Consider the following 14,193-nt stretch of genomic DNA (forward strand, 5'->3'; position numbering starts at 1 on the left):
AACATCATGACAAACAGCCGTTTTGCAGACGGCCTTTACCTTGTACGGACAGATTGGATTATGGCATTAGCAAAACGTATCATTCCCTGCCTCGACGTGGACAACGGCCGCGTGGTCAAAGGCGTAAATTTCTTAGGCCTGCGCGACGCGGGCAACCCTGTCGATGTTGCCAAACGCTACAACAACGAAGGTGCGGACGAGTTGACCTTTCTCGACATCACCGCCAGCAGCGACAACCGCGACACCATTTTGCACGTCATCGAAGAAGTCGCCTCGCAAGTTTTCATTCCGCTGACCGTCGGCGGCGGCGTGCGCTCGGTGGCCGATGTCCGCCGCCTGCTCAATGCGGGTGCGGATAAAGCCAGCATCAACACCGCCGCCGTGACCAATCCCGATTTGGTCAACGAAGCCAGCAGCTTTTTCGGTTCGCAGGCAATTGTGGTCGCCATTGACGCAAAAGCCGTCAATCCCGAAAACACCCGCTGGGAAATCTTTACCCACGGAGGCCGCAAACCGACCGGACTGGATGCGGTCGGATGGGCAGTGGAAATGCAGAAACGCGGCGCAGGGGAAATCCTGCTGACCAGCATGGACAGGGACGGCACCAAAGCCGGTTTCAACCTGCCGCTGACACGCGCCATCAGCGAAGCCGTGGACATTCCCGTCATCGCCTCCGGAGGTGTCGGCAACGTGCAGCACCTGATTGACGGCGTGAAAGAAGGCAAAGCCGATGCCGTATTGGCCGCGAGCATTTTCCACTTCGGCGAAGTCGGCATTCGCGAAGCGAAACTGGCGATGCAGGCGGCAGGAATCGAAGTGCGGCTGTAATGTTCAGACGGCATACTCCGACCCGTGCCGTCTGAAAAGCCATTTCCCTACCACCCTTTCACGGAAACACCATGGAACTCGATTTCACCCTGACCCAATATCTGTTAATCGGCATACTCGGCATCGTTGCCGGCATCATCAACATGATGGCGGGCGGCGGATCGAATCTGATTTTACCGGTATTGATGATGTTCGGTATTCCTGCCGACATCGCCAACGGCACCAACCGTGTCGGCGTACTGCTGCAATCAGTATCGGGTTTGCAGGGATTTTACAAAGCAGGCAAACTGCCGACCGCGGATCTGCCCGCCATCATGCTGCCCACACTGATCGGCGGCATCATCGGCGCACTCGCCGCCTCGTTCGCCCCCGTAAGCATCCTCAAACCCATGCTGCTCCTGACCATGCTCGGCGTAGCGGCATTGGTGGCATTCCGCCCCGATTTGCTGGTGCACGCTCCCGATGTCCGTCCCGTGCGCGTTGCCGACCGTCCGCAATCCCGTTGGGCTTTGGCTGCCGTCGGCATTTACGGCGGATTTGTCCAAGCCGCCGCAGGATTCGTCCTGCTGCCGGTTTTGGCTGGGATGCTGTGTTATGATTTGGTACGCGCCAACGCGCTCAAAGTCTGCTGCACACTGGGTTTCACCCTTGTCGCGCTCGCCATTTTCATCTCGCGCGGACAAGTCATGTGGGACATCGGCTTAGTGCTTGCCATATGCAGTGCGCTCGGTGCGCGCATCGGCGTGAAAACCGCCATCAAGCTGCAACCCGACACCCTGCGTAAAATCCTTTTTGCCATGACCCTGATTGCCGTCGTTTTAGCCTTATTGAAATAGATTTTGCGGGGCCGTCTGCAAAAACACGGCTTTCAAACGGCCGTAACAAAACCGGCATAAGATGCGCCGACACCCTCCGTCGGGCGGAACCCTGCCTTTGCCGTTCAGACGGCATTTCCCCGGTCGGGCAAAACCGCACCCCGGTGCCGGAACAGCGCGATTCCAACCACTCAGGAAATCTTAATGAACAGCGAAAACCTTTTAAAATCCGTCAAATTCGATGAAAAAGGCTTGGTATGCGCCGTCGCGCAAGACTGGCAGACCAAACGCGTATTGATGGTGGCGTGGATGAACGCCGAAGCCCTGCAGAAAACCGCCGAAACCGGTTTCGCCCATTATTACAGCCGTTCGCGCCGGAAACAATGGATGAAAGGCGAAGAATCCGGCCACACGCAGAAAGTCCGCGAATTGCGCTTGGACTGCGACGGCGACGCGGTGGTGATGCTGATTGAACAACACGGCGGCATCGCCTGCCATACCGGCCGCGAAAGCTGCTTTTACCGAGTTTGGCAAAACGGCGGATGGCAGACCGTTGATACTGTTTTGAAAGACGAAGAGCGTATTTACGGGCATAAACATCCGTAAGGCCGTCTGCAATTTTTCAGCTTGGGTTGCAAACCCGACTTTTCCATGATTATTTATGTCTTTATCGGGTTCGCAACCCGACCTGCACAAAAAACACCATGACCGACATCCTCACCCAAATCCAAAACGTCGTCGATTCGCGCAAAGGCGCGAATCCCGAAGAATCCTACGTTGCCCAGCTTTTGCACAAAGGCGGAGACAAAATCCTGAAAAAAGTGATTGAAGAAGCCGGCGAAGTATTGATGGCCTCCAAAGACGGCGACAAAGAACACATCGTTTACGAAACCGCCGACCTGTGGTTCCACAGCATGATTCTGCTCGCCCACCACGGCCTGCGGGCCGAAGATGTCATCGCCGAACTCGCACGCCGCCAAGGTTTGTCGGGGCTGGCGGAAAAAGCCGCCCGCACGGAATAATGAAACTGGCGCGGCAGACGGAAACTGTATTACAATCCCGTTAACCTTTTCCCATGCCGTCCGAAACAGGCAGATTGAACCGCAAACCCGGCAAAATGATGAAATCGGCAATGTTGGACAGTCCGACACTACCGTCCTTTCCATACCCTGATTTTTTCAGACGGCCTCTCGGAGCTTTATCTATGAGCAACTGTATTTTCTGCAAAATTACCGGAAAAGAAATCCCGGCAAGCATCGTTTACGAAGACGACGACATGCTGTGTTTCAAAGACATCAATCCCGCCGCACCGGTACATCTGCTGCTGATTCCGAAAACCCATTTCGACTCACTGGCACACGCACAGCCGGAACACGGAGCACTGCTCGGCAAAATGATGCTGAAAGTACCCCAAATCGCCGAGGCAGCCGGCCTGCACAACGGCTTTAAAACCTTAATCAACACCGGCAAAGGCGGCGGGCAGGAAGTGTTCCACCTTCATATCCACATCATGGGCACGCCGGCCTGAATACCGCTTCCGCAGCCCGCCCCGCAAGTGCAGCGGTAAAACGGGCAGTACCTAACTTTATTTATTTGATTACACTTCACTTTTTTCCAAAGGATTTTTAACATGGGCAGCTTTTCCATCTGGCATTGGATTATCGTTTTAGTCATCGTTGTTTTGGTATTCGGCACCAAAAAACTGCGTAACGTCGGCAAAGACTTGGGCGGTGCCGTGCATGACTTTAAAAAAGGTCTGAACGAAGGTGCAGACGGCCAAGTCAAAAAAGACGACGTTATCGAGCACAAAAAAGAAGAAGACAAAGCCTAAACCATGTTTGATTTCGGTTTAAGCGAACTGCTGCTGGTCGGCGCAGTCGCACTGGTCGTATTAGGCCCCGAACGCCTGCCCCAAGCCGCCCGAATGGCGGGCAACTTGGTCGGCAGGCTGCAACGGCTGGTAGCCGGCGTCAAGCAGGAATTAAACACTCAGGTAGAGCTGGAAGAGTTGCGTAAAGCCAAGCAGGAATTTGAAAATGCCGCCGCGCAGTTTCAAGAAGAAGTCAAACACGTCGGCAAAGATGCGCAAGACAGCCTCAACGAAATTACAGACGGCCTCAAGCCGTGGGAACGCCTGCCCGAGCAGCGCACTCCTGCGGATTTCGGGGTAGACGCTCAAGGAAATCCCCTGCCTGAAGCAGGCGATAACGGTTCAGACGGTGCAAAACCGGCAGACAGCGACGAGATGCCGTCTGTAAAAACAACCGAAGCCGCCGCCGAAACATTGGGAGAAGCCGCAAGCGAAAACACTGCGGAATATGCCGCCGAAACTACCGCCGATTCCGACCAAGCATGGCGCGACTACCTGACCGGCGCCAAACCTGCCGCAGTGCCGCAGGTCAGCTATACCGAAACCGTGCTGCCTGCCGCCGAAACCGCCGCGCCGTTTTCCACAGGGCTGCACTCTCCGTCCCTCCGCCAACAAGCCATGCGGCGCAAACGTGATGTCCGCCCGAAATTCCGCGCGCAACCGAAACTTCGTATCCGTAAAAAGTGAGTAAACGGTGTCTGATTCTTCCATCGAACAACCCACACAACCCTTAATCGAGCACCTGCTCGAACTGCGCCGCCGCTTGGTTTGGACGGTGTGCGGGATAGTGTTGTGTTTTCTCTGCCTGATGCCGTTTGCACAGGATTTGTATTCGTTTGCCGCCAAACCGCTGATGGCTTCTCTGCCCGACAACACCAGCATGATTGCTACTGATGTGATTGCGCCGTTTTTCGTTCCCGTCAAAGTAACCTTAATGGCTGCTTTTTTGGTGTCGCTGCCGCATACGCTGTATCAGATGTGGGCGTTTGTCGCTCCCGCGCTGTACCAAAACGAAAAACGCCTGATTACGCCGTTGGTATTGTCCAGCCTGATTCTGTTTGCCGTCGGCATGGCTTTTGCTTATTTTCTGGTGTTTCCCGTCATCTTCCAATTTCTCGCGGGCGTTACCCCCGTCGGCGTGAACATGGCAACCGACATCGACAAATACTTGTCGTTTATCTTGGGTATGTTCGTGGCATTCGGCATGACGTTTGAAGTACCTGTTGTGGTGGTTTTGTTGGCCAAAATGGGCATCGTCAGCACCGAACAGCTCAAGTCGGCACGGCCTTATGTGATTGTCGGCGCATTCGTGGTTGCCGCCATTGTTACGCCGCCCGATGTCATTTCGCAAATCCTGCTGGCTGTGCCGCTGGTGGTGCTGTATGAAGCAGGTATCTGGTTCAGCCGTTTTATCCGCTCGAAAGAGCAGTCCGATACCGATGACAACCCGCCGCAACCGCCTGCGACAACTGCTTAAAACAGGCTGCACTGCTTCTCTTTACCCTATCCGTACCGCCCGAGGTTTGCCGTTTTGTCTCGTTCCGTGTAACTTTACCTTGCTCAAGGCCGTCTGAACCAAATGACACTTTTGCAGACGGCCTTTGCTGTATAAAGGCAACAAATTGAAACCTCGCACCCTTTTCCTGATTTCATTTGTACTCTTACTCGCAGGCTGTTTCAATCACCGCGACCTTGCCGGCTTGGGGCCGCTGCCGGAAATACAGACTTGGTTTCAGCCCGGCAGCCAATCCCGTATGGCAGCTTATCCGGCACACCGCCAATGCAGAGAAACAGCAGCCCAACACTTCAGCGCAGGCGATGCGCGGGATAAGGCCATAGCAGACTGTATGTATGCCAAAGGCTTCCGCTTCAATCCCGACATCATCGGCTGGTGCCGGCGCAAAATCAACCAAGATTCCTATATCTGCCGCCACCGTAAAGAATACGACCCCAAAAAAATTTGGGAATAACATACCCAAAACCATGAAACGATACACCCCATCATGACTCCAAACCCCAAACAACACTGGTCCTACCCTGCTGCCTGTTTCAGCCTGATTGCGCTGATTGCCTTGAGCCTGTCATGGGAGCTCTGGCTTGCGCCTTTGCGCGAAGGCGGTTCGTGGCTCGCACTCAAAGCCCTGCCTCTGTGTCTGCCGCTGGCAGGAATTTTGAAAGGCAAAGTTTATACCTATCAATACAGCTCCATGCTGATTTTGATTTATTTTGCCGAAGCCGTGATGCGGATTTTCGATGCAGCCCCCGCCGGCAGATACTGCGCGGTTGCCTCAGTGGTGTTATGCACCGTATTCTTCATTGCCTGTCTGGCTTTTATCGGACAGCATAAAAAGGCAAATCATTAATGTACCCTCATTTTACAGACGGCCCTGCAAGCGAATGGAGTAGGCGGCTTATCCCGCTATGGGTATGTTTCTTATGGATTAGCGTTGCGCCGTTCCTGTCGCTGTACCGTGTCGGCCCGCTGTCGAGCTTTTATCTGGAAGCAGGTTCTCTTTCAGGCGCGGTATTTTTGGTACTGGCCACCGCATATCTCGGCTTGCTGAATGTACGCCCTTCTGCTGCCTCCGTCGGTTTCTTACTGCTGGCGGCATTTTGGTGGATACAAGCCCGTGTATTGAATCTGACCTATCCGGGCATGAACGACATGGTCGTTTGGACATTTATTATCCTTGCGCTGACCGCATGGGCGTGCCGCGCTTGGGTGGCCGGATACGGGCAAGAGCGTGTTACCGCCGTCTTGGCATGGTCCATACTGGCCGGCGCGTTGTTGCAGGCGCTGATTGCCTTTATGCAATTCAAAGGCTGGGCCGGAGCCGAATGGTTTCACGGCATTTTGGCTGTCGGCGGAAAAGACGGCATCAACGGCCAGCTCGGACAGCGCAACCATCTGGGACACTACCTGATGTGGGGCGTTTTGGCAGCGGCTTGGCTGTGGGGTATGCGTAAAATGCCGGCATGGGCAGGTTTGTTGCTGCTGTTGCTGCTGACTGCTGTATTGGGCTTGGTCAACTCGCGCACGATTTTTATTTATTTATTAGGCGTGGGCGCACTACTTGCTGTGTGGCGTTTATCCGGCGGCCACGAAACCGCACGCTTGGTGCGGACCATGCTGCTTGCATTAATATTGGTTGCACTGTTTCAATTCGGTATGTCGCCATTATTGGAATGGCTGGGTTCCGATGGCTATCAAACAGCTGCCGAACGCGTTGCCTCCAGCGGATTTCAAGGCTCGGCGCGCGATGTCGAATGGCGCAAGGCATGGGCAGCTTTCCAATCCGCACCGCTTTTGGGACACGGCTGGAACAGTTTCGCACAGCAGTCTTTCCTGATACACGCCGAAACCCGCACCTTCTCCAACAATATCATCAGCGTACTGTTTACCCATTCCCACAATCTGATTTTGCAACTTTTGGCAGAAGTCGGCATTTTCGGTACATTACTGGCAGCATTCTGCCTGCTGGCTGCGGTTTGGCGTATGCTGCGCCGTCCCTTGCAGCCCGCTTCCCTGCTGCTGCTCGCGCTGATGACGGTAACGCTGTGCCACAGTATGCTGGAATACCCGCTGTGGTATATCTATTTTCTGACACCATTTGCCCTGATGTTGTCGCTCTCCCCGGCACGGCACACCGATTTTGCAGACGGCCTCCGCACGGCCAAACGCTTCAATCTGACCGCCGGCATACTCTCATTATTACTTATCGGCGGCATCGCACGCCTAGGCTGGCATTACACCGAATTGGCGGAATACAACCGCAAACCGGCAAATGAAACCGCCTCGGAAAACGCCCGCAAAATCGAAGGACTGCGCCGCATTGCCGCTGCCGAACCAATGTTGCGCTATTATGCCGAGCTCAGCCTCTCCCGCCGTGCCGATCCGTCTGCCGCAACCGTCTTCCCGTGGGCAGAACAAGCCGCAATCAACGCCCTGAGCTACCGCCCGTATGCCAATGCCTACCAAGTCGGCCTGTACCTCTACCGCAAAGGCGAAACCGAACGCGCCGAAAAATGGATGCAGGCAATGTATTACTACTACCCTTACCAAATGCCGTTTTATGCCGGAAAAATCCGCGCAAACGCCGCCCTACAGCCCCTTTTGCCGCAACTTTTAGCCGACTGCCAAACCTTTGCCGCCACACCAAACCGACCGCAAGCCAAGCATTGCGGCCGATAGTACAAAAGATTAAGTGTATGTTTGCAGACGGCTTTTTCAACAAACAAGGCCGTCTGCAAAATGTAAAGCCCTTTACAATCATTGCAAAAAAGCGCAAACGAGCCACTCAATCTGCTATCAGAAATACATTATTGTATGTTAAGATGAAAATCTATTGAAATCCGACCGTGCGGCAGCCTGTTGCAAACCCTGCCGCCGCGCCGTCCCGAAAACAAGACAGCCGCGCCTGTCGGAATCAGCTCCTATCTGTTTCCCGCAGTTTCTGCAACTGTCCGGCGGGCGTACCGCCAAACCAACAAAAAGGAAATTCCATGAGCCGCGTATTACTGGTAGATGATGATGCCTTGCTGACCGAACTGCTGACCGAATACCTGACCGCCGAAGGTCTGAACGTACACAGCGTACCCGACGGAGAAGCAGGCGTACAGGAAATCCTGACCGGACAATACGATGTTGTCGTACTCGATTCCATGATGCCGAAAATGAACGGTTTGGACGTACTCAAAAACGTACGCGCACAAAGCACCGTACCGGTCATCATGCTCACCGCTAAAGGCGATGACATCGACCGCATCATCGGCTTGGAAATGGGTGCGGACGACTATGTACCCAAACCCTGCACCCCCCGCGAGCTGCTGGCGCGTATCAACGCCATTCTCCGCCGCGCCCAAAACAGCGCCGAGCAAAGCAATACGCCCAACAGCATTGCCGTCAGCGATGTGGTACTTTACCCGGCCAAACGTCAGGCAACCATCAAAGACACTCCGCTGGAGCTGACCAGTACCGAATTTAACCTGCTGGAAGTGTTAATGCGCCATGCCGGACAAGTCGTCAGCAAAGAAACCCTGTCTGTCGAAGCACTCGACCGCAAGCTGGCGAAATTCGACCGCAGCATTGACGTACACATCTCCAGCATCCGCCACAAACTCGGCGATGCTTCGCTGATTCAAACCGTGCGTGGCTTGGGTTATCTGTTTGTTAAAAACTAAAACGCAGGGAGCCGCTACTCCCCTGTTCCCGCGCGGCAACGCGCAACATGCCGTCTGAAAAAACGGCCATCACACTTCCGCCCCACTCGGGCGGAAGTGCCGTATCCCGCCAACCGAGCCATATACCGCATGAAACTGTTCCAACGAATCTTCGCCACATTTTGTGCAGTCATCATCTGCGCGATTTTTGTGGCGAGTTTTTCATTCTGGCTGGTGCAAAACACCCTTGCCGAAAACCAGTTCAACCAGCGACGGACCATTGAAACCACGCTGATGAACAGCCTTGTTTCCGCCTTTAAATCGCGCGGAGATGCCGGTGCGCGCGAATTATTGGGAGAATGGCGGCACAATCCCGTTTCCAACGCCGTATTCGTTATCCTCGGCGATGAGAAAAAAGACATCTTAGGCCGCAACATCGACGGCAGAACCATCGAACGCGCCCGCGAATTTGCCGCAAACAATCCCGATTCCGAACTGGTACACATCGAATACGGACGCTTCGGAGAAGAATACCTGTTTTTCGTGCGCGGTTGGGACACTCAGGAAGCCAAACGCCTCCACAGCACACTGTTTATCCCCGGCTTACCGCTTGCACCGATTTGGCATGAATTCATCATCTTATCGTTCATCATTTTGGTCGGACTGCTGATGGCGTACATTCTCGCCAACAACATCACCAAACCCGTCCGCATACTCGGCAGAGGCATGAACAAAGTCGCCAACGGCGAACTGAACACCCGCATCTCGCAACAAATGGACGACAGGGACGACGAACTTTCCCAACTTGCCGGACAATTCGACAAAATGGCGGAAAAACTCGAAAAACTTGTCGCCAAAGAACGCCACCTGCTGCACCACGTTTCCCACGAAATGCGCTCGCCGCTGGCGCGTATGCAGGCCATCATCGGCCTGATACAGGCGCAGCCTCAAAAACAAGAGCAATACATCAACCGCTTGGAAAGCGAATTGACCCGCATGGATTTGCTGGTCGGAGAGCTGCTGACCCTTTCCCGCTTGGAAACCTCCAATATTCCGCTGGAAAAAGAAGACATGCAGCTGCTGCCTTTCCTTGAACACTTGGTGGAAGACAGCCAAACCGTTGCCCAGCAAAACAATCAAAGCATCGTATTGCACAGCGATTCCAAAGTTCCCGCCCAAGCCACCATCTCGGCCAACGAACGCTATCTGTACCGTGCGTTTGACAACATTATCCGCAATGCCATGAATTACAGTCCGGAAGGGAGCCTGATACAGATTAAAATCGGGCAAGACAGCAAAAACTGGATTGTCGACATTGCCGACAACGGCCCGGGCGTGGACGAAATGCAGCTTCCGCACATCTTCACCGCCTTTTACCGCGCCGACTCCAGCGCCGGTAAGCAAGGTACCGGCTTGGGGCTGGCCTTGGCAAAACACATCATCGGGCAGCACGAAGGCAAAATCATGGCGGAAAACATCAAACCGAACGGCTTGAATATCCGCTTTATCCTACCGAAGAAAAAGCCGTCTGAAAAAGCAGTAAAACCCGCCCAGGCCAATGCCTGAATCATAATCAATGCCGTCTGCATATTTTCTATCCGTTTTGCAGACGGCATTATCTTCTCAAAAGCAGACCAACCCGCCACGGAGCAGCAAGCGCATGAACACCCCAGCCAGCCAGCCAGCCAGCCAGCCAGCCAGCCAGCCAGCCAGCCAGCCAGCCAGAATATGATATAAGTTTTATCGTTCCTGTCTACAACACCGCCGAATATTTATCCGAATGTTTGCAAAGCATCATCATGCAAAACATTCATCGGGAAATCATCGCCGTAGACGACGGCTCGACCGACAGCAGTGGGAACATCTTGGCGGAGTTTGCTGCAAAATTTGACTTTATCCGCATCATTACCCAGCCCAACAAAGGCGTATCGGCCGCGCGCAATGCCGGCCTGCGGGCAGCAAAAGGAAGGTATGTCTACTTTGTCGATTCAGACGATTACCTGCTGCCAAACCGCCATTTCCGCGACTACCTTGCCGCCATGCAGCAATATCGGGCGGTCATACTGAAAGGCTGCTCAAAATGGGAGCACTTAAACGACGAATTTACCCTCCCTTCCATGCCCGAAATCCGCGAAACCGCCCTTGCAGTGTACAGCCATTTGCAAACCGAACAGCATGGTATCCAAGCAGTTTCCGCGGCCGAATACCTTCCCTACTTGATACAGAAAGGTTTTTCGCCCGACTTGTGGGCGCATATTTTCGATACTGCCTACCTGCGGCGGCACAAGCTGACTTTTGATGAATCGCTCAGCCATGCCGAAGATACGCTGTTTGTCATTCAGGCATTAACCTGCGAACCGATTACCCTGATTGAGAGCAGCGAAATTTTGTATTACTACCGCGAGCGGCCGAACAGCGCCGTCCATCAAGCCGACACCACCGCTGCCTTCCACTCCTGCCTGCGCGCCATCAACGCCCTGTGGCAGTACCTGCGGCAAAACCGCTTCGATACGCAAACCCATCTGCATATCGTGATGGTTGCTTCCAGAATTTTAGAATTTGCTATGGGGCAATTCCTCAACTGCAAGCCGTCTGCAAAAACCGCCTTGAGCAAAGCCATCACGCCGGACTTATTCGCCCTGTACCAAATGTCTGCCGCATTGGAGTACCGCATACACGGACATGCTTCTGCCGATTTCCACAAAATTGGCGAAGTATTCCGCCAATGTCTGCAATCTGCCGGACAGCCGTCAAAGCATATGGAAAATTCAGGGCTTCGGCTATAAAATAGCACAAGACCAATCCCAGCAGGAGCCGCCCATGCCCGCCCAACCCATGCCCGGTTATTTCTTTTCCCCGCAGCACATCATACTTGTCGGCGCAAGCGAACGGGCGCACAGCTTGGGCGAGCGCATACTCAGCGCATTACTCGGTTCTGCCTATCAAGGCAAAATTACACCGGTCAACTTGCGCCACCCCGCCGTAGCCGGTCTGCAAGCCTATTCCGCATTAAGCAAAATCCGCGAACCTGCCGATCTGGTACTCGCCGTAACGCCGCCCGACAGCTACGATGCCCTGTTCCGCGCCTGCCGCAAGCAGCAGTTCCACCACGTTATCGTGATTCAAGACTGGGAAACGCACAATGAAGACGCATGGCGAACCGCTGCCGCAGCCATACGCCGGCACAACGGCGACGAACTCAACATCAGCGTTTGCAACAGCGCCGCCATCCAACTTCCTGCCAACGGCCTCAATACCGGCATACTGCCCGACTTTCCCGCCGGCCACACCGCCATACTGACCGGCGCAACCTCTGTCAGCAGCGAAATCAGCCAAATGCTCCAGCGTATGCGGCAAGGCGTATCCCGCCACATCAGCCTGAACTACGCCCTCAGCCCCACTACCTCCGCCGACTGGCTCAACCGCTTCGGCCACAACCGCCATACCCGTGTTGCCGTCGTCCACTACAACCCTCTGGAAAATCCGCGCAAACTGTTTTCCGCCATACGCTCGTTTACCCGTCATACCCCGCTGGTCTTATACAGCAGCCACGATGCAGATACCGAAGAACGCGCCGTACTGCACGCCCTTGCACGCCATGCAAACTTCCTGCCCGTATTCGGCAGCGAAGAGCTGGAGGCCGCCCTGCACGCCGCACTCGGCAATCTCAAGCCTGTCGCCAACCTCAGTATTCTGTCCGACACCCCAAGCGGCTGGCTGGACGCGCCCGCCCGCGCATTCGGCATCAACACCATCAGACCCAGCGAAAAAACCGTTCCCCGCCACGGCTATATCGGCAGCCACCCGACCCCGACGCAATTCCGCAGTTTCTCCGTCAAAGCGTTGCAAAACAACCACACCGAAGCCCTGCTTACCGTCATCGCCCCCAAATCAAACGAAGACGAGCTGGCCGCCACCCAAATCCTGAAACGCTTGGCACAACAATCCGACACCCCTTTGCTCATCAGCAGCAAAAATGCAGACGGCCTGTTACACTTTAGCCGCCCCATGCAGGCATTGCAGGCAATATCCCTATGCAACACCGCCGAACACCTCCGGCAGATACAGCAACAAATTGCACCGCCCAAATCAGGCCGTCTGAAAACCATACACACCCAAGCCGTCGACAAAGCCATTGCCGCCAAAGACTGGGGTGCGCTTGCCGACGCACTCGGCCTTCCCGAATACCAAGCCAAACCTTCCCACCCGGCTGCACAACTGGTTTTCAAACGGCACCCGCATTACGGCGCAGTACTGACCGCCTCCACCCAAGGCAACACACTTGCCCTCCTGCCGCCGTTTACCACAGCAGACCAAAACCGTTTGGCAGAATTTCTCGACTCGGGTCGCCTGAAAAACGCCCTCAACCGCCTGCTCCATGCCCTGAACTTTCTGACAAAAGAAGAGCGCATATTCGGAGAGATCCTCATTTATCTCGGCAGCAACGGCCTGAGCAGCGACTTCAAGCCGTCTGAAAAACCGAAAACGCGCACCGCCGCCAAATCCCTGCAAAACGCCGCAGAATTTATCCGCAGCCGCAACGCCGCAGCCGCCGACTTCCTGCTCCACACCGGAGAAGCCGCAGCGGGTCTGCTGAGCAAAACCGAAGCAGACGAACCGCCGCCGCCCGAAACCGTACTGGCTCCCTACCCCTCCGACTATCCGCAAACCCTTACCCTGAAAAACGGACAAACCGCAACCGTCCGCCCGTTTGAACCGGAAGACGCAGAAGCCAAACAAACATTTGTCCGCAGCCTTTCCCCCGAAGCACGTTATACCCGCTTCATGGCGCACACCAACGAACTGCCCCAACCCACACTCGCCCGTTTCAGCAAACTGGATTACAGCAGCGAAGGCGCATTTATCGCAGAAAATGCAGACGACATCATCATCGGCATCAGCCGCTTCAGCCGCCTCTCGCGCGACGAATGCGAATTCGGCATTACCCTGTCGGAAAGCGCACGGGGCAGCGGACTGGCTCAAGAACTGATGCGGCAGATTATCCTGCTGGCCGCCAAACAAGGCTACCGGAGCATGAGTGCCGAAATCCTGAAAACCAACACCGCCATGCTCAAGCTGGCGGAAAAAACCGGCTTTACCCTGATAGAATCCGACCAAGACAAAGAGCTTTATCAGGCCAAACTCAACCTTTCCGCCACACCCGAAGCCCCAAAACGCAAATTCAGGCAATAAATGCTTGCATAAAAACCACAAATTACCCTAAAATGGGCGGTTTCTTATATTCTCCGATTTTCTCAAAGGATTCAAAAATGGTAGTTATCCGTTTGGCACGCGGTGGTTCTAAACACCGCCCCTTCTACAACGTAGTCGTTACTGATTCACGCAACCGCCGCGACGGCCGCTTCATCGAGCGTGTAGGCTTCTACAACCCTGTTGCCAATGAAAAACAAGAGCGCGTCCGCTTCAATGCCGACCGCCTGAACCACTGGGTTGCCCAAGGCGCACAAGTCAGCGATGCCGTTGCCAAATTGATTAAAGAGCAAAAAATCGCCGCTTAAT

16 protein-coding genes are annotated in these 14,193 nt (G+C 54.6%); all 16 read left to right on the plus strand.

What is annotated here, in order from left to right; translation table 11 throughout:
• Positions 1 to 60: 60 nt before the first annotated feature.
• The 16 genes from hisF to rpsP all read left to right on the plus strand — a co-directional run bounded on the left by hisF (position 61) and on the right by rpsP (position 14,192).
• Positions 61 to 828, plus strand: a complete 768-nt coding sequence (gene hisF / locus EL111_RS09225; protein ID WP_123795008.1) for an imidazole glycerol phosphate synthase subunit HisF — start codon at positions 61 to 63, stop codon at positions 826 to 828.
• Positions 829 to 899: 71 nt separating this feature from the next.
• On the plus strand, positions 900 to 1,664 hold the full coding sequence (locus EL111_RS09230) for a sulfite exporter TauE/SafE family protein (RefSeq protein ID WP_123795009.1): 765 nt from the start codon (positions 900 to 902) through the stop codon (positions 1,662 to 1,664).
• A 183-nt stretch (positions 1,665 to 1,847) separates the two neighbouring features.
• The gene (gene hisI / locus EL111_RS09235; protein ID WP_123795010.1) at positions 1,848 to 2,249 is read left to right on the plus strand and encodes a phosphoribosyl-AMP cyclohydrolase; all 402 of its coding nucleotides are present in this window, start codon (positions 1,848 to 1,850) and stop codon (positions 2,247 to 2,249) included.
• Positions 2,250 to 2,347: 98 nt separating this feature from the next.
• Positions 2,348 to 2,665 carry a phosphoribosyl-ATP diphosphatase gene (locus tag EL111_RS09240; RefSeq protein WP_123795011.1) on the plus strand — a complete coding sequence of 106 codons (318 nt, stop codon included), beginning with the start codon at positions 2,348 to 2,350 and terminating at the stop codon, positions 2,663 to 2,665.
• A gap of 182 nt (positions 2,666 to 2,847) precedes the next feature.
• Entirely contained in the window at positions 2,848 to 3,171 is a 324-nt protein-coding gene (locus tag EL111_RS09245) for a histidine triad nucleotide-binding protein (RefSeq protein ID WP_123795012.1), read from the plus strand.
• Between the two features lie 102 nt (positions 3,172 to 3,273).
• Entirely contained in the window at positions 3,274 to 3,474 is a 201-nt protein-coding gene (gene tatA, locus EL111_RS09250) for a Sec-independent protein translocase subunit TatA (protein WP_123795013.1), read from the plus strand.
• Positions 3,475 to 3,477: 3 nt separating this feature from the next.
• Positions 3,478 to 4,200, plus strand: a complete 723-nt coding sequence (gene tatB, locus EL111_RS09255) for a Sec-independent protein translocase protein TatB (protein ID WP_123795014.1) — start codon at positions 3,478 to 3,480, stop codon at positions 4,198 to 4,200.
• Between the two features lie 7 nt (positions 4,201 to 4,207).
• Positions 4,208 to 4,990, plus strand: a complete 783-nt coding sequence (gene tatC / locus EL111_RS09260) for a twin-arginine translocase subunit TatC (protein WP_123795015.1) — start codon at positions 4,208 to 4,210, stop codon at positions 4,988 to 4,990.
• 145 nt (positions 4,991 to 5,135) lie between these two features.
• A complete protein-coding gene (locus EL111_RS09265; protein ID WP_123795016.1) occupies positions 5,136 to 5,483 on the plus strand; it encodes a hypothetical protein in 348 nt (115 codons plus the stop codon).
• A gap of 33 nt (positions 5,484 to 5,516) precedes the next feature.
• The gene (locus EL111_RS09270) at positions 5,517 to 5,876 is read left to right on the plus strand and encodes a DUF2069 domain-containing protein (RefSeq protein WP_123795017.1); all 360 of its coding nucleotides are present in this window, start codon (positions 5,517 to 5,519) and stop codon (positions 5,874 to 5,876) included.
• Positions 5,876 to 7,705: a PglL family O-oligosaccharyltransferase gene (locus EL111_RS09275; RefSeq protein WP_123795018.1), complete on the plus strand. Its 1,830-nt coding sequence runs from the start codon at positions 5,876 to 5,878 to the stop codon at positions 7,703 to 7,705. Before EL111_RS09270 ends, EL111_RS09275 begins: the two co-directional genes overlap by 1 nt.
• A gap of 311 nt (positions 7,706 to 8,016) precedes the next feature.
• On the plus strand, positions 8,017 to 8,694 hold the full coding sequence (gene misR, locus EL111_RS09280; protein WP_123795019.1) for a two-component system response regulator MisR: 678 nt from the start codon (positions 8,017 to 8,019) through the stop codon (positions 8,692 to 8,694).
• 129 nt (positions 8,695 to 8,823) lie between these two features.
• On the plus strand, positions 8,824 to 10,239 hold the full coding sequence (locus EL111_RS09285) for a HAMP domain-containing sensor histidine kinase (RefSeq protein ID WP_123795020.1): 1,416 nt from the start codon (positions 8,824 to 8,826) through the stop codon (positions 10,237 to 10,239).
• A 176-nt stretch (positions 10,240 to 10,415) separates the two neighbouring features.
• Positions 10,416 to 11,459 (plus strand): glycosyltransferase family 2 protein, encoded by a 1,044-nt coding sequence (locus EL111_RS09290; RefSeq protein ID WP_415065829.1) that lies wholly within the window; start codon positions 10,416 to 10,418, stop codon positions 11,457 to 11,459.
• A 34-nt stretch (positions 11,460 to 11,493) separates the two neighbouring features.
• Positions 11,494 to 13,866 carry a bifunctional acetate--CoA ligase family protein/GNAT family N-acetyltransferase gene (locus tag EL111_RS09295; protein ID WP_123795022.1) on the plus strand — a complete coding sequence of 791 codons (2,373 nt, stop codon included), beginning with the start codon at positions 11,494 to 11,496 and terminating at the stop codon, positions 13,864 to 13,866.
• 77 nt (positions 13,867 to 13,943) lie between these two features.
• A complete protein-coding gene (gene rpsP, locus EL111_RS09300; protein ID WP_123795023.1) occupies positions 13,944 to 14,192 on the plus strand; it encodes a 30S ribosomal protein S16 in 249 nt (82 codons plus the stop codon).
• Position 14,193: the final 1 nt, after the last annotated feature.

The sequence above is a fragment of the Neisseria animalis genome, from assembly GCF_900636515.1.
GTDB classification, from domain to species: domain Bacteria; phylum Pseudomonadota; class Gammaproteobacteria; order Burkholderiales; family Neisseriaceae; genus Neisseria; species Neisseria animalis.

What these genes read in the sequence shown, in the direction of transcription:
- hisF (WP_123795008.1), top strand. Translation starts at nt 61, where the DNA reads ATGGCATTAGCAAAACGTATCATTCCCTGCCTCGACGTGGACAACGGC.
- EL111_RS09230 (WP_123795009.1), top strand. Translation starts at nt 900, where the DNA reads ATGGAACTCGATTTCACCCTGACCCAATATCTGTTAATCGGCATACTC.
- hisI (WP_123795010.1), top strand. Translation starts at nt 1,848, where the DNA reads ATGAACAGCGAAAACCTTTTAAAATCCGTCAAATTCGATGAAAAAGGC.
- EL111_RS09240 (WP_123795011.1), top strand. Translation starts at nt 2,348, where the DNA reads ATGACCGACATCCTCACCCAAATCCAAAACGTCGTCGATTCGCGCAAA.
- EL111_RS09245 (WP_123795012.1), top strand. Translation starts at nt 2,848, where the DNA reads ATGAGCAACTGTATTTTCTGCAAAATTACCGGAAAAGAAATCCCGGCA.
- tatA (WP_123795013.1), top strand. Translation starts at nt 3,274, where the DNA reads ATGGGCAGCTTTTCCATCTGGCATTGGATTATCGTTTTAGTCATCGTT.
- tatB (WP_123795014.1), top strand. Translation starts at nt 3,478, where the DNA reads ATGTTTGATTTCGGTTTAAGCGAACTGCTGCTGGTCGGCGCAGTCGCA.
- EL111_RS09270 (WP_123795017.1), top strand. Translation starts at nt 5,517, where the DNA reads ATGACTCCAAACCCCAAACAACACTGGTCCTACCCTGCTGCCTGTTTC.
- EL111_RS09275 (WP_123795018.1), top strand. Translation starts at nt 5,876, where the DNA reads ATGTACCCTCATTTTACAGACGGCCCTGCAAGCGAATGGAGTAGGCGG.
- misR (WP_123795019.1), top strand. Translation starts at nt 8,017, where the DNA reads ATGAGCCGCGTATTACTGGTAGATGATGATGCCTTGCTGACCGAACTG.
- EL111_RS09285 (WP_123795020.1), top strand. Translation starts at nt 8,824, where the DNA reads ATGAAACTGTTCCAACGAATCTTCGCCACATTTTGTGCAGTCATCATC.
- EL111_RS09295 (WP_123795022.1), top strand. Translation starts at nt 11,494, where the DNA reads ATGCCCGCCCAACCCATGCCCGGTTATTTCTTTTCCCCGCAGCACATC.
- rpsP (WP_123795023.1), top strand. Translation starts at nt 13,944, where the DNA reads ATGGTAGTTATCCGTTTGGCACGCGGTGGTTCTAAACACCGCCCCTTC.